This is a genomic window from Nocardia canadensis (assembly GCF_032656385.1).
Taxonomy (GTDB): Bacteria; Actinomycetota; Actinomycetes; order Mycobacteriales; family Mycobacteriaceae; genus Nocardia; species Nocardia canadensis.
Genome location: NZ_JAVCWB010000005.1, coordinates 28,617 through 49,785, shown reverse-complemented (window position 1 = coordinate 49,785; position 21,169 = coordinate 28,617). Strand labels below are relative to the sequence as shown.

Below are 21,169 nucleotides of genomic sequence, written 5' to 3'. Positions count from 1 at the left end.
GCGAGCACGGAGGTGTGGGGTGTCCTTGCGGGAGAGGCAGCGGCGGCAGGTGCGGGCCGAGATCCAGCACGCGGCGTTCGCGTTGTTCGCGCGGTCCGGATTCGACGAGGTGACCACCGAGCAGATCGCGGCGGCGGCGGGGATCTCGCCGAGTACCTATTTCCGGCACGTGCGCAGCAAAGAGGATCTGCTGCTCGACCCGGTGCGGGAGGGAGGCGCCGGGATCGCCGCCCTGCTCGAGGGCCGCCCCGAGGCGGAACCGGCGGATACCGCACTGGCCCGAGCGATCCTGGACCGCTCGACCGCGTTGGGCACCGAGGAGCTGGAGCAGTGGCGCGCCGCCTTCGCCACCGCGCCGCATCTGCTCGACCGTGTCGCGCTGATCCCGCCGGATCATCGGGCGCGACTGGTCGAGCTGGCCGCGCAGCGGATGGACACCGACCCGATCACCGACAGCCGCCCCGGGCTGCTGGTGCACCTGATGCTCGCGGCCGCCGAGTTCGGCTATCTCCAGTGGTTGCGTAGCGCGCACAACCCCTCGGCCTCGCTACCGGTCTGTGTCGAAGCGGCGGTGGCCGCGGTGCTCGACGACCGCTGGCGAACCCCGCGCTGACCCCCGCCGTATCGGACAGAAGAGGCAACAATGCAGCAGGACAGCGTGATTCCCGAGACGGTGGATGTCGTGGTCGTCGGATCGGGCGCGGCGGGCATGGCCGCCGCGATCACCGCGGCCCACCACGGCCTGACGGTCGTGATGGTCGAGAAGGCGAGCCGCTGGGGCGGTTCGACAGCCCGCTCCGGCGGCGGGGTATGGATTCCGGGCAACGCGGCGCTGGGCCGACGGTCCTCGCCCGACGACATCGACGACGCCCGCGCCTACCTCGCCGACATCGTCGGGGCGGACGTCGCACCGGAGATGATCGACACCTACCTCGATCGCGGGCCCGCGGCCTTCGAATTCCTGGCCCGCCACACGCCCTTGGCGATGCGCTGGGTTCCCGGCTACAGCGACTACTACCCCGAAGCACCCGGCGGTCGAGCCCGTGGCCGATCGGTCGAACCGAAGCCTTTCGACGCACGCGGTCTCGGCGACGAGCTGGCCACCATGGAGCCCGACTATCTGCGGGCCCCCCGCAATGTCGTGCTGACCCAGGCCGACTTCCGGCAGATCCATCTGGGGCTGCGCAATCCGCGCAGCCCGTTGCGGGCGGCCAGGATCGGGGCTCGCTGGCTCGGCGGCGCGCTGCGCGGGCGGCATCTTCTCGCCCGTGGCCAGGCACTGAGCGCGATGCTGCGCCTGGGGATGCGTGACGCCGGAGTGCCGCTGTTGCTGGATACCGCCCTGGTCGAACTGGCCGTGGCCGATGACCGCGTCGTCGGGGCCGTCGTCCGCCGCGACGGTGCCGAGCGGGTGATCAGCGCGCGGCGCGGGGTGATTCTGGCCTGCGGCGGTTTCGAGCACAACGCCACGATGCGCGCGCGATACCAGCGCGAGCCCATCGGCACCGACTGGACCGTGGGCGCGGCCGCCAACACCGGGGACGGCATCCGCGCCGGTCAGACGATCGGCGCGGCCACGGCCTTCATGGACGACGCCTGGTGGGGCCCGTCGATCCCGCTACCGCGCACGCCGTTCTTCTGCGTCTCCGAACGCAATCTTCCCGGCAGTCTCATCGTCAACGACCGCGCGGAGCGGTTCATGAACGAATCCCTGCCCTATGTCGAAGCCACCCATCGCATGTACGGCGGCCGGCACGGCCGCGGCGAGGGCGCGGCCGAGAATCTGCCCGCGTGGCTGATCTTCGACCAGCGCTACCGCAACCGCTATCTCTTCGCGGGCCTTCCCCCGCGCGCGCCGCTGCCCCGGCGCTGGTTCGATGCCGGCATCCTCACGCGCGCAGACACCGTCGGCGCACTCGCGGACAAGATCGGGGTACCGGCCGCCAGCCTGTCCGCCACGATCACCCGGTTCAACTACTTCGCCCGCACCGGCGTCGACGCGGACTTCGGCCGCGGCACCAGCGCCTACGACCGCTACTACGGCGACCCCCGCCAACGCCCGAACCCCAACCTCGGCGCCCTCGACACCGGCCCCTACTACGCCGCCCGGCTCGTTCCCGGCGATCTCGGCACCAAGGGCGGCCTGCGCACCGACACGCACGGCCGCGTCCTGCGCACCGACGGCACCACCATCGACGGCCTCTACGCCGCGGGCAACACCAGTGCGCCGGTCATGGGACACACCTACGCAGGCCCCGGGGCGACCATCGGTCCCGCGATCGTCTTCGGCCATCTCGCCGCGGTCCACGCCGCCACCGCCTGATCGGCGGCGGACCGGCGGCCCACCCGCCCGTTCAGCGGGTGGGCTCGCGCGGCTCGAGGACGACGACGGGGATTTCGCGGTCGGTCCAGGCCTGGTAGTGCTCGAAGTCGGCGTAGGCGTCGACGAGCAGGGGCCACAGCCGGGCGCGTTCCCCCGGGTCGGCGGTTCTGGCGCGGACCGGGCGACGGTCCCGGCCGATCTGGACGTGGGTGTCGGGGGTGGCGCGCAGATTGTGGTACCACTGCGGGTGTTTGGGCAGTCCGCCCTGGGAGGCGACGACGATGACGTCGGCGCCGTCGAGGAGGTAGAGCAGCGGCGTGGTGTACTCGACGCCGGACTTGCGGCCGCGGTGGTCGAGCAGCAATGTCGGGACCGGCTTGCGGAACCCCGCGCCGACCCGCCATTTCCCGCCGATCCGACCACCGGTGCGTCGGTAGACCCACACCTGGGTCTTGCCCATGATCTTGAAGATCGTGGGCAGACGCGGGGAGTCGAGGTGTTTCGGGCGCGGCGGTACTGCGGTCATCCAACGACCATACACACCGACCCCAGTGTGTATGGTTCCAAGGGGCGTCGACCTCCGACTACAGCGACCCGAGCCAGTTGCGCAGCAGCTGGGCGCCCGCGTCGCCAGACTTCTCCGGATGGAACTGGGTGGCCGAGAGGGCACCGTTCTCGACGGCGGCCAGGAACGGAACGCCGTGTTCGGCCCAGGTCAGCTTCGGGGGCGCGATGTGCTCGTTCTCCGGCAGTTCCCACTGCTGGGCCGCGTAGGAATGGACGAAGTAGAAGCGGGTGTCGGCGTCGAGCCCGGCGAACAGGGTGCTGTCGGCGGGGGCCTTCACCGTGTTCCAGCCCATGTGCGGCAGGACCGGCGCGTCGAGGCGAGCGACCGTGCCCGGCCATTCGCCACAACCCTCGGTCTCCACGCCGAACTCCACGCCGCGATCGAACAGGATCTGCATCCCCACACAGATCCCGAGTACCGGACGACCACCGGCCAGCCGCTGGCCGATGATGCGCTCACCGCGCACCCCGCGCAGCCCGGCCATGCACGCCGCGTACGCGCCGACCCCGGGGACGACCAGCCCGTCGGCGGCCAGCGCGGCCTGCGGATCGGCCGTCACCTCCACCTGCGCGCCCGCGCGCACCAGCGCGCGCTCGGCGGAGTGCAGATTGCCGGAGCCGTAATCGAGCAGGACGACCTTCGCACTCACAGCACGCCTTTCGTGGACGGGACGCCGCTCACCCGCGGGTCGATCTCGACGGCGGCCCGCAGTGCCCTGGCGACAGCCTTGAACTCGGCCTCGGTGATGTGGTGCTGGTCGCGGCCGTAGAGCACCCGCACGTGCAGCGCGATCCGCGCGTTCTGCGCGATCGACTCGAAGACGTGCTTGTTGAGCACCGTCGAATACGACGCGCCGGGCCCCGCGCTGGGAATGATGGTGTGCACCAGGTGTTCCGGCTCGCCGGTGAACACACAGTACGGCCGCCCCGACACGTCGACGGCGGCGTGCGCGAGGGTCTCGTCCATCGGGATGAACGCGTCGCCGAAGCGGCGGATGCCCTTCTTGTCGCCCAGGGCCTTGCCCAGCGCCTGGCCGAACACGATCGCGGTGTCCTCGACCGTGTGGTGCGCCTCGATCTCGATGTCGCCCTCGGCCCGCACCACGAGGTCGAACCCGCCGTGCTGGCCCAGCGCGGTCAGCATGTGGTCGTAGAACGGGACACCGGTGGAGATCTCGGTCTGCCCGGTGCCGTCGAGGTTCAGTTCCACCAGGATCGACGATTCCTTGGTGACGCGCTCCACCCGCGCTGTTCTGCTCATCTCGTTGCCTCCAGCGTTCAGTGGGTCAGGTCGGTGGCCGCGATGTCGGCGCTCACCCGCAGGAACTCGTCGTTCTCCGCGGCGAGACCGACGGTGGCGCGCAGGTAGCCGGGGATGCCGACGTCGCGGATGAGCACCCCGGCGTCGAGGTAGTGCTGCCAGGCGCGCGCGGCGTCGGTGAACCGGCCGAACAGGATGAAGTTGGCGTCGCTGGGGATCACCGCGAAACCCTGCGCGGTCAGCGCGGCGGCGACCCGGTCGCGCTGGGCGGCCAATTCCGCCACGCTGCCGAGGGTTTCGTCGGCGTGGCGCAGGGCCGCGCGGGCGGCGGCCTGGGTGACCACCGACAGGTGATACGGCAGCCGGACCAGCAGGATCGCGTCGATCACGGCGGGCGAGGCGGCCAGGTAGCCCAGGCGACCGCCCGCGAAGGCGAAGGCCTTGCTCATGGTGCGGGTGACCACCAGCTTGGTCGGGAACCGGTCGATCAGCGTGATCGCGCTCGGCGCCGCCGAGAATTCGCCGTACGCCTCGTCCACGACGACGATGCCGGGCGCCGCGTCGAGGATCCGCTCGAGCTCGTCGATCGGGATGCTGTGCCCGGTCGGGTTGTTCGGGCTGGTCACGAACACCACGTCGGGTCGGCGTTCGGCGATCTGGGCGACGGCGTAGTCGATGTCGAGGGAGAAGTCGCCGCTGCGCTTGGCCTCGATCCACTCGGTGTCGATGCCCTCGGAAATGATCGGGTGCATCGAGTAGGAGGGCACGAAACCCAGTGCGCTGCGGCCGGGTCCGCCGAAGGCCTGCAGCAGCTGCTGCAGGATCTCGTTGGAGCCGTTGGCCGCCCACACGTTCGCGGCGTCGACGGGGACGCCGGTCTGGCGGGTCAGGTAGGCGGCGAGGTCGGCGCGCAGGGCGACGGCGTCGCGGTCCGGGTACCGGTGCAGGTCGGCGGCGGCCGCGCGCACCGATTCGGCGACGTCGTCGATCAGCGCCGTGCTCGGCGGATGCGGGTTCTCGTTGGTGTTGAGCTGCACCGGCACGGTCAATTGCGGTGCGCCGTAAGGCGATTTGCCGCGCAGGTTGTCGCGCAGCGGCAGCTGATCCAGGGTCGCCGAGGCGCCGGGCACGGTCGGAGTGCTCACGACAGGGCCTCGAAACGCGCCTGCACGGCCTGCCCGTGCGCGGGCAGATCCTCGGCGTTGGCCAGGGCGACGACGTGCCCGGCGACGTCCTTCAGCGCCGCCTCGGTGTACTCCACGATGTGGATGCCACGCAGGAAGGTCTGCACGCTCAGTCCCGAGGAGTGCCGCGCGCAGCCCGCGGTGGGCAGCACGTGATTGGAGCCCGCGCAGTAGTCGCCCAGGCTGACCGGCGCCCACGGCCCGACGAAGATCGCGCCGGCGCTGCGCACCCGCGCGGCGACGGCGGCGGCGTCGGCGGTCTGGATCTCGAGGTGCTCGGCCGCGTAGGCGTCGACGACGCGCAGGCCCTGGGTGATGTCGTCGACGAGGACGATCCCGGACTGCTTGCCGCTCAGTGCTTCCCGCACGCGGGCGTCGTGCTTGACGACGGTGAGCTGGGCGTTGAGGGCGGCGTCGACCGCGTCGGCCAGTGCCACCGAGTCGGTGACCAGCACGCTGGCGGCCAGCACATCGTGCTCGGCCTGGCTGATCAGGTCGGCGGCCACGTGCACCGGGTCGGCGGTGGCGTCGGCCAGGACCGCGATCTCGGTGGGGCCCGCCTCGGCATCGATGCCGACCAGGCCGCGGCACAGCCGCTTGGCGGCGGTGACGTAGATGTTGCCGGGCCCGGTGATCAGGTCGACCGGCGCCAGTGCGGCGCCGTCGGTGTCGGTGCCGCCGTAGGACAGCAGCGCCACGGCCTGCGCGCCGCCGACCGCCCACACCTCGTCGACGCCGAGCAGCGCGGCGGCCGCCAGGATCGTCGGGTGCGGCAGACCGCCGAACTGGGCCTGCGGCGGCGAGGCCACCACCAGCGACTCCACGCCCGCGGCCTGCGCCGGGACGACGTTCATCACGACCGAGGAGGGGTAGACGGCATTGCCGCCGGGCACGTACAGCCCGACCCGCTCGACCGGCACCCACTTCTCGGTGACGGTGCCGCCGGGCACCACCTCGGTGACGGTGTCGGTGCGGCGCTGATCGGCGTGCACCTTCCTGGTCCGCTCGATCGCGACCTCGAGCGCGGCCCGCACGGCCGGATCCAGCTCCGCGAGCGCCTCGGCCAGTTTCGCGACGGGCACGCGCACCACGTCCGGGCGCACACCGTCGAACTTCTCGCTGTAGTCCAGCGCGGCCTCGGCGCCCCGGTCGCGGATGTCCTCGACGACCGGCCGCACATGATGCAGCACCGAGTCCACGTCGACTCCTCCGCGCGGCAGCGCGGTGCGCAGCTCGGCAGCGGAAGGAGTACGACCGCGCAGATCGACGCGGGCGAGCTCGATGCGGGGAGTCATATCGGGGTGCAGTCCTGTCTGTGCTGGGCTCAGGTCAGGTACCAGCCTATCGGTCGCCCGCCACCGCATTTCCGGCAGATCCCGCCGAAGACGACGGACCCGGCGGGGTCACCCCCGCCGGGTCCGTGCTCACTTCGTCGTTCGCGGGGCGAACCGCGCCGATGTCAGCGGGTGTCGCCGTCGATGCGCAGACTGCCGCCGGAGTTGACCACGCGCATGACCATCGCCTTGGTCTGGCCGTTGATGGTGATGCTGGCCAGGCGCATGTCGGTCGAGCCGTCGGCGTTGTTGCCCTTGACCGCGGTGATGCTGGCGAAGGTGTCGACGGTGCGGTCGTTCCAGTACTCCCGGAACGCGGTCTCACTGCCGTAGACCTTCTGCGCGGCCGGGGTCAGCAGCGACCAGGAACCGGCCGGATTGCTGAAGAAGTTCTCCACCAGCAGGCCGGCCGAGCCGATGTCGACGGTGCCGACGTTGGCGGTCTGTCCGAGCGCGACCGGAGCCGCGCTGCTCGACGCCGGACCGGCCGAGGCCTGCACCGAGGTCGACGGATTCGCCTGCACCTGCGGGGAATTCGAGTCCGAGCTGTTCAGGGCGCTGACCGCGACGGCGATCGCGGCGACCACCGCGCCGACACCGGAACCGATCAGCACCGCACGGCCCTTGCCCGCCTGCTTGCGCGGCAGCGGCGCGGGCTGGGCCGCGGTCGGCGGGTGCGCGGCCGTGTCGTGGCGCGCGGGCGGACGCGGATTCGACCGGATCTGCCGGGTGGTCGCGGTGGACGCCCCCGCGTGCGAGGTCCGGTTGCCGGACTGCCGGATGACCTGGGTCGCGGCCGCGGAATTGCGGCGGCCGTAGGCCTCGCTGGCGGGAACGAACCCGGCGGGCACCGCGTCGGCGTCGGCGAACGCGGCCAGCGCGTCGCGGGCCTCGGTCATCGTCGGCCGGTCCAGCGGGTCCGGGCTGAGCAGGTCGAGCAGGAAGTCGGTCGCCGGGCCCGCGTTGCGCGGCTCGCGCACCTGGCCGTTGGCCGCGGCGTAGAGCACCGCGAGCGGGTTGGCGTTGGCGCCGTAGGGCGGCTCGCCCTCGAGCGCGTGGAACAGGGTGGCGCCGAGCGCGAACACGTCGGCGGCCGGCGTCGGATCGGAGCCGCGCGCGACCTCGGGCGCCAGGTAGGCGGCGGTACCGCAGATGAGACCGGTCTCGGTGAGGGTGACGTCACCGGCGGCGCGGGAGATGCCGAAGTCGGTGATCTTCACCTCACCGTGGTCGCCGAGCAGGATATTGCCCGGTTTCACGTCCCGGTGCACCAGGCCCGCCTGGTGGGCGGCGATCAGCGAGGACGCCACCTGTTCGCCGATGCGGGCGACCTCGGTCAGCGGCAGCGGACCCTTCTGCCCTAATTCGGCAGCCAGGCTGACGGATTTGAGGTACTCCATCACCAGGCACGGGTCACCGTTGTGCTCGGTGATGTCGAAGACCACGATGGCATTGGGATGCTGGAAGCGTGCCGCGTTGCGGGCTTCCCGAATCGCACGCTGACGCAGGACATCCCGCTCACCCTCGGGCAGGCTGGGCTTGATGTGGATCTGCTTCACAGCCACGGAGCGTTGGAGGCGTTCGTCGACAGCGCGCCATACAACGCCTGTGCCGCCGCTACCAATACGCTCGACCAGGCGGTAATGCTCCGCGATCTTCTGACCGGTATCGATGGCGCCTACTCCGAACCTTCTCGAAATTGTGACATCCCGCGTATTGACCATGGATATGGTCCGTCGACGAGTGTAGCTGGCCCGGTGTGGACCGCGTGCGGCAGCGTGGGTATTGCTCGCCCACAGAGCGTGACATAGATCATCGTTTGGCTCTCAGCATCCGTCCGGCCGCTTCGACGGCGGGGCCCGAGCTGCCCGCGTCGGCCACGAAGACAGCGAACGCGAGATCGCCGTCGATGCCGACGAACCAGCCGTGCGCGTGCTTGTCGTCGAGATATTCCGCGGTGCCGGTCTTGCCGAGCAGCCCCGGGATATCGCGCAGCGCGGTGGCGGTGCCCGCGGTCACCGTCTCGCTCATCATGGTCTCTATCTGCGACGTCACGTTCGCGGGCACCGGCGCGGAGGCGCGGTCGGCGGTGCCGGGACGCCCCCGCACGATGGCGGGCGCGGGCGCGGAACCGTGCGCGAGCGAGGCGGCGACGAGCGCCATCCCGAACGGCGAGGCGGTGACGCTGCCCTGGCCGATGCTCGACTCGACCTGCTGGGCCGGATTCTGCGCGGGCGGAACCTTCCCGGTGACAGTCGTCAACCCGGGTGTCACATAATCCACGCCCAACCCCAGCTGCGCGGCCGCCGCGGTGAGCCCGTCGGCGGGTAATCGCACGCCCAGCTCGGCCATCGTGGTGTTGCAGGAGCGGGCGAAGGCGGTGTGCAGCGGCACCTGCCCGAGATCGAAGCCGTTGTCGTTGGGAATCGTGCGGCCCTCGATGGTGGCGCGGCCGGGGCAGGGCAGCACCGTGTCGACGGTGACCCCGCCCGCCTGCAGCGCGGCCGAGACGGTGACGGTCTTGAAGGTCGAGCCCGGCGGGTAGAGGCCGGTGAGCGCGATCGGGCCCTGGGCGTCGGCGGGCGCGTTCTGCGCGACGGCGAGCACCTCCCCCGTCGACGGGCGCAGCGCGACGATCGCGGCGGGCTGCTCGATCGGGGTCAGCGCGGCTTCGGCGGCGTTCTGCAGGTCGATGTCGACGGTGGTGGCGATGTCGGCGGTCGGGGTGGCGTCGGGGCCGGCGATGCGCTGGGTGCCCTCGGCGGTCTGCGCGCGCACGGCCCAGCCCGCCGCGCTGTCGGCCTGCTGCTGCCACAGTTCGGCCAGCCCGGCGGTGGTGGGTCCGGCCAGGCTCTTGTCGACGGTGAGCAGCCGGGTCTGCGGCGCGAGCGTCACCCCGCGTACCCCGGTCAGCGCCTGCTGCACCGGGGCGATGTCGGCCGCGCGCAGCGCGACCGCGACCACCGGTTTGCCTTGCGCCGCGGCCAGATCCGCCCGCAGCGTGGCCTCGGTGACGCCCTGCGGCGCGAGCAGCGCGGCGACCGCGGGCAGGTCGGCGTCCGGGGCGACGTTCACCAGCGTCACCACCTGCTCGGTCATCAGCTCACCGCCCGAGGCGTCGAGCACCCGCGCGGGTTTCGGGTAGACGGGGCTGTAGCTGAGCGGGCCGAGCTCCAGGCCGGGCGCGACCGTGGTGGGGTTCCAGGTGATCTTCCAGCCGTCGGCGTCGGTGGCGGCGCCCGTGCTGGTGTAGGTCCACTCGTCGCGGCCCTCGGGGCCGAATTTCCACGTCGATTCGAGGGTGAAGGTGGTGTCGTCGGTGGCCGAGACGCGGACCGAATCGGTCTTGCCGAGGTTGTCGAACAGGGTGGTCAGCGTCGCGCGGGCCTGCTCGGGCGCATCGGTGAGCGCCGCGGCGGCGGCCGCGTCACCGCTGCTCAGCGCGGCGGCGAAGGACTCGGCGACGGTCTGCGGCTGGTCCGGTCCGGACGAGCACGCGACGGGCATCAGGGCGAGCGCGAGGAGCAGGACCGGTGTCTTGCGGGAGAGGCGCACGCGACCGAGGGTAGCCGGATTCGCGGTGCGCGGAGGAACCTCGCGCTACCACCAACCGGTGATCGCCCCGATCTGACGGCCGAGTTCGGGCGCCAGCGAGCGCGCGTAACTGGCCGTGAGGTGGTGTTCATCGCGATAGATGAGCACATTGCCCTCGACCACGCGACAGCGTTGCGGTCGGCAGACGGCATCGGAGAGGTCGAGCAGGTAGACGTTCGGGTAGCCGGCGGCCGGTTCCTCGGCCGGGTCGCGGGCATCGAGAGCGGCGGCGCGATCGAGCCCGCAGCTGTCCGGATCGCCGCGGTGGGCCAGGCAGTCGGTGGCGCGGTAGAGCACGCCGTCGCGGCGCAGGCGCGGAGTGTCGCGCAGCGCAAGCACATTCAGGCCGCGATCCTGCAGGGCCGACCACACCTCCAGGTATTCGCCGGGCACTTCGTCGCCGAGGCCGTCCTTGCGGTAGCGCGTGGACAGCGTCAGTACCCAGTCCGGCGGCTCCGCGGTCAGCCGGTCGAGCACCTCCTGCGACCACTCGTGGCACTCGGGAAACGGCCATTCGGCATAGGACGGCTGGTCGGCCAGGGTGACCGGACAGCCCTCCTTGAGATAGGAGATCACCCGGATGCCGTGTTCGGCGCCGAGCAGTTCCAGCGCGGGAATCCAGTGCTCGGAGTGCGATCCGCCGACGACCGCGATCGACCGGGCCGCGTCGGGGTCGCCGTAGACGCAGGTGCGGACCTCGCGGTTGGGGGTGATGCAGCCGTCGGTCGTCGGCGGCGGGGTGTCGGCCTGGCCTTCGAACACCGTGGGGCGCATCGGTTCCGGCGAGTACTCGGCACCGGAGAGCAGCGCGGCCGCGCCCGGGTACCGCGTGGAGTCCAGCGCCTGCGGGGGCACCGCCGGGTTGGCCCGCAGCACGACCTGCCAGCCCACCGCCGAGACCAGCACGGTGACGGCGAGCGCGGTGACCAGCGGGCCGGTCAGGCGGTGCCCGCCCGCCGCGCTCGTCTGCCCGGTGGGCGGCAGCCGCAGCGGCGTCTCGATCAGCCGGGTCGTGAGGGCGGCCAGCACCAGCGAGATGCCGATCACCACCAGCCCGTCGACGAGCCCGGCGTGCGCGCGGCCGGTCTCGGCCAGATAGAAGATCAGGATCGGCCAGTGCCACAGGTACAGCGGATAGGCCAGCGCCCCGAGTTCGGTACACACGCGCCCGGCCAGCAGCCGGTTCGGCCACGCGGTCACCGTCGCGGCGCCGAAGCCGGAGGCGATCACCAGGCAGGCCGCGGCCACCGGCCACAGCGCCGCGACGCCGGGAAACTGGTTGGCGCCGTCGAACATCGGGCCGCACGACAGCACCATCAGCAGGCCCGCCGCGGCCGCGAGACCACGCAGCGCGCGCGGCACCCGCAGGGCGGGCGCGGCGACGGCGAGCGCGGCGCCCGCCAGCAGCTCCCAGACCCGCGCGATGCTGTCGTAGTAGGTCCACGCCTGGTGCTGCGCGGTGCCGAACGCGGCGTACCAGAACGAGAGCAGGCCCAGCCCGGCCAGCGCGACCAGCAGCGTCGGGCGACCGGCCGCGCCGCGACGGCGCAGCCACGCCCACCCCGCGAGGACGGCGAGGATCGCCAGATAGAACTGGCCCTGCACCGACATCGACCACAGATGCTGCAGCGGGCTGACCGAGGGGTCGGGCGCGAGATAGTCGAGTTCGGCCGTGGCCAGATACCAGTTCTGCACGTAGAACATCGAGGCCAGCGTCTGCGCCGCGGTCTCGCCCAGCTGGGTGTAGGGCCGCAGCGCCACGGTGGCGACCGCGATCGCCGCCAGGACGACGACCAGCGAGGGCATCAGCCTGCGCGCGGTCCGGCGCGCGGTCGCGCCCGCGGCCACCCCACCGCGCCGTTCGACGCCGCGGACGACCGCGCCGGTGAAGAAGAATCCCGACAACACCAGGAACACGTCGACGCCGCCGGACACCCGGCCCGCCCACACGTGGAACGCCACGACCAGCGCGATCGCCAGACCGCGCAACCCGTCCAGATCCCGACGCCGGACCGCCGGACCGGCGAGCGGTCCGGACTGGATTGTCGCCTCCGGCTGAACCGGCAACGCGGATTGCACCTTCGGCACCAACGACCCCACAGATTCGTTTCCCTACCCCACAGCGCGGGGGTGTGTTTCCCGGCAAGTAACCATCAATTTGCCGTAGCGACACCGTGGAAGCAAACCGCCGAGCCGTGCGCGGGGCCGTCGATGTGAGGGGTCAGTCGACGCGCCAGGGCGCGGTCACCAGGACCGCGGCGTCGGTGTCGTCGAGGTCGATGTCGAACACCTCGGTGAGGACTTTCGGCAGGTCGGTGGGGTCGAGGTCGCGCGCGGACCAGGTGCCGTCGGGGTATTCGGTGGTCAGCGTCAGGTCGTCGAGGACGTGGTGCACGTCGGGCCGGAAGCGCTGCACGAACGGCCGGGTGGTGAACGGCGAGCGTGGCGAGGTCGACACGAAATGGTTGCCGACGGCGTAGTCGATCCGGTACTGCGGGTCCAGGGTGAACGCGTAGCGGTCCTGCCAGCCGTCCCGGGCGAACTGGTGCAGCACCCACAGGTCGGCGCCCAGTTCGCCGGTGCGGCGTTCGAGCCGGAAGCGCCACCGGCCCAGCGTGAATTCGCCGTGCTCGTCGGTCAGTTCGAACGGCGCGAGCGGCCCGGCGCCGAAGCCGACGTCACAGATCCACACTCGCGCGTCGTCGGCGGTGGTGACCCGGATCAGGGCGTGGGTGGCGGGCCGGATCGCGCCGGAGTCGAGCGAACCCATGGTCACCCGGCCGCTGAGCCCGGTGACGCCGAAGCCGAGCCGCTCCAGCGCGGCGGCGAAGAGGGTGACGTTCTCGTAGCAGTAGCCGCCGCGGCGCCGGGTCACGAGCTTGTCCTGGAGGGTGGCCAGGTCCAGCGGGATGCCGCGCCCGAGGATGATCTCGAGGTTCTCGAACGGCACGGCCGTGGTGTGCGCGGCGACCAGCGCGTGCAGGGTCCGCACGGTCGGGGTCCGTGGCCCGTCGTAGCCGATGCGCGCCAGGTAGGCGTCCAGATCCAGCTCTTCGCCCTGCCAGCGGTCGGCCCGCTGCGTCGGTTCGGTCACCGTGCTCCTCTTTCGCCTCGACAACTCCCCCCCGGACAACGCACCATGCCGGATCGGTGTTCCGCCGCGCCCGTCGACGCGGGTCAGGCGGCGCATTTCGCGCCGACGGGCGGCGCGGGCGCGGTGACCACGCCCGCCCCCACATCCACGACGTAGTCGCCGACGGCGGGCGCGAGCGGTTCGGTGCCCGCGAGCAGGCGCAGCACCACGCACCCGCCCTCGAAGAACGCGGGTCCGATGTCGTGGTTGCCCGGCACGACGGCGCCGGACAGGTCGCGCCCGCTGACGACGGTGTAGAACGAGTACGGCTTGCCCGCCGCCGCCAGCGCGTCCCGCAGCTCCACACTGGTGCGGAACGGCACGATGGCATCGGCGGTGCCGTGGATCAGGAAGGCCCGGCGCATGCTCATCCGGTCGGCGAGCAGCGCGGGTGAGCGCTCGGCGTAGGCGAGCGGGCAGCCGATCGGGGTGCAGCCGCCGGCGTCGCGTTCGATCTGACGAGGCAGCGCGGGATCCACCGCCGCGCCGTCGGCCCACATCGTGAAATCGTCGGCGGGACCGTAGTTGTCGACCCAGTAGTCGAACAGTCCGGCGGGACCGTGTGCGACCGCCAGGCCGCTGGTGATGCCGCCCTGGCTCCAGCCCCACAGCACCGTGGTCGCCACGGCCGGGTGCGCATCGCGGTACCACCGGGTCGCTTCGACCACGTCGTGCCAGCCCGCCCACAGATTCCACTCCCCGGCCCGCCACGGTCCCTCGGCGCTGCGCAGGTCCATCAGCAGGATCGGCGAGCCGCCGACGAGCGCCAGCGAGGTCATGTACGGCGCGAAGTCGGCCGAGGAGCCGCCGTGCCCGTGCACCGCCACCACCAGCTGATCGTCCGAGATATCGCCCGGCGCACAGCGATACGGCTCGTACACCCGCCCGGTGGCCCGCTCGCCGTCGACGGTGATACGCACCGGGACCACGCTCACCCCCGGCGCGCACACCGGCTGCGCGACCGCGCCCGGCCCACCGACGAGCACACCACCCACCAGCACCACCACCGCCGCGACGACCCGGCCCCACTGCCTCATGCCGTGATTGTCCGCTGTCGCGGTGCGCCGGACCCACCGCACACGTCGCGACACGCGACCATAGGGGGCGGCTAGCGCACCGCGACAGCTGAGCACCACAGCTAGCTCAGCGCGCGGCAGCTCAGCACCGCATCGCGACTCAGCGCAGCGCTTCCTCCGCTCCGCGGTGCAGCTGCACCGGTGCGGTCTTGCTCGCGGTCTCGGCGGTGATGCCCTTGGCGGCCGGATTCGCCTGTTCCAGTTGCGGTTTGCGTTCCAGCAGCGTCTCGGTGAGCACACAGGCCAGGTTCGCGTCGAGGTCGTCGCGGACGACGAGCAGGTTGGGTACCACGATGGTCGGCACATCGGCGGCCAGGCCGTAGGTGGCCGCGGGGATCGGCGCGGTCTCGTAGACCGGGTTGATCTCCTTCAGCTTCGGCAGCACCCCGGTGATGTCGAGGAACCGGACCTTGTCCTTGGCGGTGGTGAACAGGTCGGTGATGCCGGGCGTCGGCAGGCCGCCGGACCAGAACATCGCGTCGATCGAGCCGTCTTTGAGCCCGTCGACGGTCTTGGTGAGGTCCAGTCGTTGGGCGGCGATGTCGCTGTCGGGGTCGAGGCCCGCCGCCTGCAGGACGCGCTGCGCGATGACCTCGGTGCCGGATTTCGGCGACCCGGTGGAGACGCGCTTGCCGCGCAGGTCGGCCAGGGAGTTGATCCCGGCCTCGGAGCGCACGATGACCTGGGTGTAGTTGTCGTAGAGCCGTGCCAGCGCGCGCACCGGCTGCGCGCTGGTGAAGCTGCCCTTGCCCGCCACCGCGTCGGCCGCGGAGTCGGCCAGCGAGAACCCGACCTGGTAGGTGCCGCCGACGACCTGCTGGATGTTCTGCACCGAGGCGCCCGTCTCGGCGGCGGTGGCCTTGACCTTGCCGTCGGTGGCGGCCGAGATCTGCTCGGCGTAGGCGTTGCCCAGCGCGAAGTACACGCCGGTGGCATTGCCGGTCGCGATGCCGATCCTGGTGTCCTGCCGCACGTCACAGGTCACCGCGCCGCCGGCGTCGGTGGTCGGGGTGTCCTGGCGTCCACCGCATCCGGTGAGCAGCGCGGCCGCGGCGGACACCGCCGCCACGGCGACCATTGTTCTGAGCATGAGGTCCCCTCTCGTCGACGGCCACGTCGCCGCCTGCTGATGTCCACGGATCACGGTGTGGCCGTGGCTGTTCGGCGTCGCCGCCGGTCGACGACGCCGGCGAGCACGGCGACGAGCAGGACCGCGAGACCGAGCACGGTCGCGGTCGGATTCGGGTAGAGCAGGATCAGGCCCGCGGCCGCGGCCAGTCCGCGCGGCACCGGTCCGATCGCGCCGATGCCGAACAACCAGCCGCCGGTGGCCGCCGCCAGCGCCGCGACGCCGACGCAGGCGGCCGCGCTCACCCACAGCACGTCGAGCAGGGCGCCGCGCCCGAGCAGGTGCTGGCCGGCGTCGGTGAGCACGAACATCAGCGGCACCAGGAACGCAGGCAGCGCGTAGCGCAGGGCCGCCCACATGGTCGGCATCGTCTTCGCGCCGGTGACCGCGGCCGCGCCGACGGCGGCCAGCGCGGTCGGCGGCGTCACCTCCGAGAGCACCGAGAAGTAGAAGACGAACATCGCGGCCGCGGGCGCGGCGACGTCCAGGTCGAGCAGCGCGGGTCCGATGATCACCCAGCCGATGACGAACGAGGCCGTCACCGGCACCGCCAGCCCCAGCAGCGACAACGCGATCGCCGCCAGCACCGCGGTGGTCGCCAGTACGACGGCGGGATCGTCGGAGAGCACCGATCCGGCGCGGACCAGCAGCGACGCCAGTTGCGCGCCGAGACCGGTCTTGGTGGTCATCGCCGTGATCACGCCCGCCGCCGCGCATACCGCGACCACGGGCAGCGCCGAGCACATGCCCAGCGACAGGGTGCGCAGGGCCGCGAGCGTGAACTGCCCGGCATCGCGCGCCGACCACTCCCGCCCCGGCGCGTCGGCCGGGGATTCCGCGGCGGCGACCGACCGCGCGCGCAGAATCCGGTCGGGCACGGCCAGGATCAGCGCCAGCACCGTGGCGTAGACGACCGCGCGGGTCGCGCTCATCCCGGCCAGCAACAGCACCACGATCACGATCAGCGAGGAGAAGTGATACCCGAAGCGCCCCAGCAGCTTCCACCACGGCCTCGGCAGCGGGCCGTCGGCCAGGTCGGCGGGCGCGCGCCCCTCGGCGTGGATGCGGCGGGCGTCGATCTCGACCGACAGCAGGATGCCGAGGTAGTAGAGCAGTGTCGGGATCAGCGCCCAGCCGAGCACCGTCACATACGACACGTCGAGGTATTCGGCGACGATGAAGGCCGCCACGCCCAGTGTCGGCGGGGACAGGATCGCGCCGACGCCCGCCGCGGCCAACATGCCGCCCGCCTGTTCGGGCCGGTAGCCGGCCCGGCGCAGGATCGGCCAGGTGACCGCGCCGGTACTCACCGCGGTCGCGGTGCCCGACCCGGAGACGGTGCCGAGCAGGAAGCCCGACACCACCGCCGTGCGCCCCGCCGCACTGTGCGAGCGCCGGAACAGCGAGACCGACAGATCGACGAAGAACCTCGCGGCACCGGAGAATTCGAGGACGGCGCCGTAGAGGGTGAACAACACGATGTAGCTGGCGGCCACGTCCAGCGGGGTGCCGTAGAAGCCGCTGCCGGAGTTGTACAGCGCGTCGACGATCTGGTCGACATCGAGCCCCGCGTGCGCGATCGCCCAGCTCTGCGGCAGCAGGCCGCCGTAGTAGCCGTAGGCGAGGAACACCAGGCAGACCAGCGGCAGGATCCACCCCGTGGTGCGGCGGCAGGCTTCCAGGATCAGCACGAGCAGCACCGCGCCGAACACGACGTCGACCGGGGCCAGCATGCCCTGCCGGTCCAGGAAGGCGTCGTATCCGCCGCCGCCCGCGCCGAGGGTGAACGGCAGCACCGGATACAGGCACACGACCAGGGTGACCGCGGCCAGCACCCAGTCCAGCGGCGCGGGCGCGTCGGCCCTGTCGAGCCTGCCCCAGCCGGAGCGGTAGCTCAGGAACACCAGCGGCAGCGCGATCGCCAGGAACACGACCAGGTAGTACTGGCTGCCCTGCGGCAGCGGCCGGAACACCTGCCACAACGCCAGCGCCGCCAGCGCGAACGCCACCACGCCGACCAGCCGGGCCGGGAAACCGGTGAGGGTGCGGGCCGGTCGTTCCTGGTCGTCGACGCCGAGTTCGGCCGAGGTCACGACCGGTGGCGCTGCGCTCATGAGCGCGACGATAACAACACCGGCAGGCGCCCGGCGGCGAAAACGGCGACCGGGAATTCTGTACAAAAGTGACAGAACCCCCGGCCTTCGGCGTTGTGTCACAGCACGATCCACCCGACCGCTGCGACCGGGACGGCACACTCGGCAGGCGGTGGCGCGGGGATGTCGGTGGGTCCGCCTAGGATCCGCGCATGCCTTCGATCGATACCGCGCAACGCCGGGCCCGCCTGGCGACCAGGCATCGGCTCGCGCCGTCGACCCGCTCGACCGAGCCGACCGAGATCGCGCGTTCGATGGTGGTCCTGCACGCCACCGATCCGGCTACGGTCTATCTGTCGGTCGGCGCGCGCGGCGTCGACCTCACCCCGGCCCACGTGGAGCGCGCGCTCTACGACGAGCGCACCCTGGTGCGCCTGCTCGCCATGCGCCGCACCATGTTCGTCGCCCCGACCGAGTTGGTCCCGGTGCTGCAGTCCTCGTGTTGCGACGCGCTGGCGATCAAGCAGCGCAAGGCCTACGGCCGCTACCTCGAGCAGGCGGGTGTCGTGGACGGCGATGTGCAGGAATGGCTCTCCGATGTCGAGGCCGAGACGCACGCCGCCCTGCTCGCCCGCGGGGCGGCCACCGGCGCCCAGCTGAGCAAGGACGTCCCCCGGCTGCGCACCCAGATCGATACCGCGCCGGGCAAGTCGTATTCGAAGCCGACCAGCATCACCACCTGGGTGCTGGTGGTGCTCGGCGCCGAGGGCCGGATCGTGCGCGGCCGCCCCAACGGCAGCTGGACCAGCAGTCAGTACACCTGGGCTCCCGCCGAAACCTGGCTCCCCCCAGACCTTTCCCCGATCCCCGCCGCCGAGGCGCGGGTCGAGCTGGTGCGCCGGTGGTTGCGCGCGTTCGGCCCCGCCCCGGTGACCGACCTGAAGTGGTGGACCGGCTGGACCCTCGGCGAGGTCCGCACAACCCTCGCCGAGCTCGACATCGCCCACGTCGACCTCGACGACGGCACCACCGGCATCGTCCTGGCCGACGACCTGGCTCCGGTCCCGACCCCCGAACCATGGGCCGCCCTGCTCCCCGCCCTGGACCCCACCCCCATGGGCTGGCAGTCCCGCGACTGGTTCCTCGGCCCCCACGCCCCCGCCCTCTTCGACTGCAACGGCAATATCGGCCCCACCATCTGGGCCGACGGCCGCATCGTCGGCGGCTGGGCCCAGCGCCCCGACGGCGAGGTGGTCACCCACCTGCTCGAGGACGTCGGCAGCGACACCAGGAAACTCATCGACGCCGAAACCGACCGCACCACCGCCTGGTTCGGCGACATCCGCGCCATCCCCCGCTTCCGCACCCCGCTCCAGCGCGAACTGACGGCTTAGCCACCGGCGCGGCTCGCGGCTGCCCGATCCGGGGACCACACCACGTTGGGTGACGCGAACACATCCGCCCGGTGGTGGCACGCGGCCACCGAGCGCAGCACGAGGATCAGCTGAAGACCGGCAGCCTGCACCGAAGTCAGTCGGCGGTGAGATCCAGGCGGTCGAGGACTCCGGCCAGGCCGCTGCGGATCGTCTCGGCGTCGTCGATATCGGCGCCGTAGGTCACTTCGTGCCACGGTCCGAGCTGGTGCCAGAGCAGAGCGCGGCGGCGCAGGGAGTCGGTGCGGCCGTAGGCCGTGGCGACGGCGGCGGCGAAGGCGGCCGGTGCGCCGTACAGGGGCCATGCCAGGTCGTTCGCGGCGTCGCCGAGGTGGGTGTCGCCGAAGTCGATCACACCGCTGACGTGGTCACCCTCGACGAGGATGTGTTCGGGTCCCAGATCACCGTGGACGATCGTGTCCGCGGGAAGATCCCGCGCGGCATCGAGAATCGTCTGTGCCCGAGCCCGGCGAGCGGCAGGCAGCATCGGCACGACCTCGGCCCGGAACCGCCGCAGCGTCGCCTCCCGGTCGTCGCCGGTCTCGGTCGCCGAGGGCAACCCGTGCCGCACCGCCTCGGGGCCGGGGCTGTCGTGCAGGGCGCGAAGAAATGCGCCGATCGCGAGACCGTGTTCGGCAGTAAGCGATTCGACCGCCCGGCCGGGGACGAGCGCATGACGCACGACCAGCGGCGACTCCGTCACGACAGCGGGGACCGGCACCGGTAACGGCAGTCGCGGCGCCAGCCACGGCAGCAACCGGGTCTCGCGCCGGAGCTGGTCGGCGACCTCCGGTCGGCGCGGGCGGCGTTCGACCCAGCGGCCGTCGACCAGGACGGCGAGGCTGTCCCACCCCTGCGAGAACTCCACGCCCCCACGCTAGAGCACCGCTGGGCTATCGCGCCCCTTGATCGCCGTCGACGACCGTACGCCCCCACCGGGAACAGAACTGCCTGCCGTTGGTCCCGCGCTGCGGACGTCAGGCCCGCGATCGCCTCACATGTCCAGCCCGAGGTCCAGGACGCGAACCGAGTGGGTCAGGGCGCCGATGGCCAGGTAGTCGACCCCGGTGCGGGCGTAGTCGGCGGCCTGCTCGAGCGACAGACCACCCGAGGACTCGAGCTTGGTGTTCGGCGCGGCGGTGTTGCGACGCTGCACGGCGGCCTGGGTCTGCCAGAGCGGGAAGTTGTCGAGCAGGACCAGCTCGACGTTCTCGGCCAGCACCGCGTCGAGCTGCTCGAGGCTGTCGACCTCCACCTCGCAGGCGATCTCGGGGGCCAGCTCGCGCACGGCACGCAAAGCGTTGACGACCGAGCCCGCGGCGACGACGTGGTTGTCCTTGATCAGCGCCGCGTCGCCCAGCCCCATCCGGTGGTTGACGCCGCCGCCGACGCGCACCGCGTACTTCTGCAGCGCCCGCAGCCCGGGCAGCGTCTTGCGGCTGTCGCGGATCTTGCAGTCGGTGCCCTCGACCTCGTCGACCCACGCCGCGGTGGCGGTCGCGATGCCGGACAGGTGACACACCAGGTTCAGCATGGTCCGCTCGGCGGTGAGCAAGCCCCGCGTCGGCGCCTCGATGCTCAGCACCGAGGTACCCGGCTCCACCCTGGTGCCGTCGGCGACGCGGTCGGTGACGGTGTAGTCGCCCGCGCCGATCACCTCGTCGAGCACCAGCAGCCCGACGTCGAGGCCCGCGACGGTGCCGTGCTGGCGCGAGACCACCGACGCCTTGCTCACCGCGTCGGCGGGCACGGTCGCGACGGTGGTGACGTCGGGTCCGTAGCGCAGGTCCTCGTCGAGGGCGGTACGGATCAGCGTCAGCAGTTCCGCACGATCCAGGGCGGCATCCAGAGCCATCACTGCACTCCTGTTCTCGGGCGCGGCATGCGCCCGTTCGATCCAGCGGAGATCCTCACCGGCCCGCCGGAATTGCTTGTGCGGCACCTGATGCCGCGTACTGTCAGCCGGGCGCACCTCGGCGCGGTGCGGACCGGTCCGCCGAGCACCGGGCCGTCTCGATCGAGACCACGCCGTCGATGATCAC

Annotated in this window: 17 protein-coding genes; 3 read left to right on the top strand and 14 right to left on the bottom strand. The window is 71.8% G+C overall.

All coding sequences use genetic code 11. The features are described 5' to 3' along the window. The first annotated feature begins 19 nt into the window (after positions 1–19). Both Q7X29_RS11645 and kstD read left to right on the top strand, forming a co-directional pair. Entirely contained in the window at positions 20–613 is a 594-nt protein-coding gene (locus tag Q7X29_RS11645) for a TetR/AcrR family transcriptional regulator (RefSeq protein ID WP_316574059.1), read from the top strand. 30 nt (positions 614–643) lie between these two features. Continuing rightward, a complete protein-coding gene (gene kstD, locus Q7X29_RS11640; protein ID WP_316574058.1) occupies positions 644–2,323 on the top strand; it encodes a 3-oxosteroid 1-dehydrogenase in 1,680 nt (559 codons plus the stop codon). Positions 2,324–2,354: 31 nt separating this feature from the next. On the opposite strand, the gene Q7X29_RS11635 is transcribed toward kstD, so the two are convergent. The 12 genes from Q7X29_RS11635 to Q7X29_RS11580 form a co-directional block, all read right to left on the bottom strand. Further along, a complete protein-coding gene (locus Q7X29_RS11635) occupies positions 2,355–2,849 on the bottom strand; it encodes a nitroreductase family deazaflavin-dependent oxidoreductase (RefSeq protein WP_316574057.1) in 495 nt (164 codons plus the stop codon). A gap of 58 nt (positions 2,850–2,907) precedes the next feature. Then, entirely contained in the window at positions 2,908–3,540 is a 633-nt protein-coding gene (gene hisH / locus Q7X29_RS11630) for an imidazole glycerol phosphate synthase subunit HisH (RefSeq protein ID WP_218717282.1), read from the bottom strand. Further along, entirely contained in the window at positions 3,537–4,151 is a 615-nt protein-coding gene (gene hisB, locus Q7X29_RS11625) for an imidazoleglycerol-phosphate dehydratase HisB (RefSeq protein WP_030203827.1), read from the bottom strand. The genes hisH and hisB overlap by 4 nt, the downstream gene beginning before the upstream one ends. Positions 4,152–4,168: 17 nt before the next feature. Further along, entirely contained in the window at positions 4,169–5,296 is a 1,128-nt protein-coding gene (locus Q7X29_RS11620) for a histidinol-phosphate transaminase (protein ID WP_218717283.1), read from the bottom strand. After that, the gene (gene hisD, locus Q7X29_RS11615; protein ID WP_218717284.1) at positions 5,293–6,630 is read right to left on the bottom strand and encodes a histidinol dehydrogenase; all 1,338 of its coding nucleotides are present in this window, start codon (positions 6,628–6,630) and stop codon (positions 5,293–5,295) included. The genes Q7X29_RS11620 and hisD overlap by 4 nt, the downstream gene beginning before the upstream one ends. A 164-nt stretch (positions 6,631–6,794) precedes the next feature. Then, entirely contained in the window at positions 6,795–8,393 is a 1,599-nt protein-coding gene (locus tag Q7X29_RS11610; protein WP_316574056.1) for a serine/threonine-protein kinase, read from the bottom strand. 88 nt (positions 8,394–8,481) lie between these two features. Next, a complete protein-coding gene (locus Q7X29_RS11605; RefSeq protein ID WP_316574128.1) occupies positions 8,482–10,176 on the bottom strand; it encodes a penicillin-binding transpeptidase domain-containing protein in 1,695 nt (564 codons plus the stop codon). A 93-nt stretch (positions 10,177–10,269) separates the two neighbouring features. Further along, on the bottom strand, positions 10,270–12,330 hold the full coding sequence (locus tag Q7X29_RS11600; RefSeq protein WP_316574055.1) for an acyltransferase family protein: 2,061 nt from the start codon (positions 12,328–12,330) through the stop codon (positions 10,270–10,272). Between the two features lie 154 nt (positions 12,331–12,484). Next, a complete protein-coding gene (locus Q7X29_RS11595) occupies positions 12,485–13,357 on the bottom strand; it encodes an arylamine N-acetyltransferase family protein (protein WP_218717286.1) in 873 nt (290 codons plus the stop codon). A gap of 83 nt (positions 13,358–13,440) precedes the next feature. Beyond that, positions 13,441–14,433, bottom strand: coding sequence for an alpha/beta hydrolase family protein (locus Q7X29_RS11590; protein ID WP_316574054.1), 993 nt, complete (start codon positions 14,431–14,433; stop codon positions 13,441–13,443). Positions 14,434–14,572: 139 nt separating this feature from the next. Next, positions 14,573–15,562: a TAXI family TRAP transporter solute-binding subunit gene (locus Q7X29_RS11585; protein ID WP_316574053.1), complete on the bottom strand. Its 990-nt coding sequence runs from the start codon at positions 15,560–15,562 to the stop codon at positions 14,573–14,575. A gap of 50 nt (positions 15,563–15,612) precedes the next feature. Beyond that, positions 15,613–17,715, bottom strand: coding sequence for a TRAP transporter permease (locus Q7X29_RS11580; protein WP_218717287.1), 2,103 nt, complete (start codon positions 17,713–17,715; stop codon positions 15,613–15,615). A gap of 191 nt (positions 17,716–17,906) precedes the next feature. On the opposite strand from Q7X29_RS11580, the gene Q7X29_RS11575 reads away from it, so the two are divergent. Further along, the gene (locus tag Q7X29_RS11575) at positions 17,907–19,088 is read left to right on the top strand and encodes a winged helix DNA-binding domain-containing protein (protein ID WP_316574052.1); all 1,182 of its coding nucleotides are present in this window, start codon (positions 17,907–17,909) and stop codon (positions 19,086–19,088) included. Between the two features lie 136 nt (positions 19,089–19,224). On the opposite strand, the gene Q7X29_RS11570 is transcribed toward Q7X29_RS11575, so the two are convergent. Further along, positions 19,225–19,995 (bottom strand): aminoglycoside phosphotransferase family protein, encoded by a 771-nt coding sequence (locus Q7X29_RS11570; protein ID WP_316574051.1) that lies wholly within the window; start codon positions 19,993–19,995, stop codon positions 19,225–19,227. Between the two features lie 126 nt (positions 19,996–20,121). After that, the gene (nadC, locus tag Q7X29_RS11565; RefSeq protein ID WP_218717290.1) at positions 20,122–20,982 is read right to left on the bottom strand and encodes a carboxylating nicotinate-nucleotide diphosphorylase; all 861 of its coding nucleotides are present in this window, start codon (positions 20,980–20,982) and stop codon (positions 20,122–20,124) included. Between the last annotated feature and the right edge of the window lie 187 nt (positions 20,983–21,169).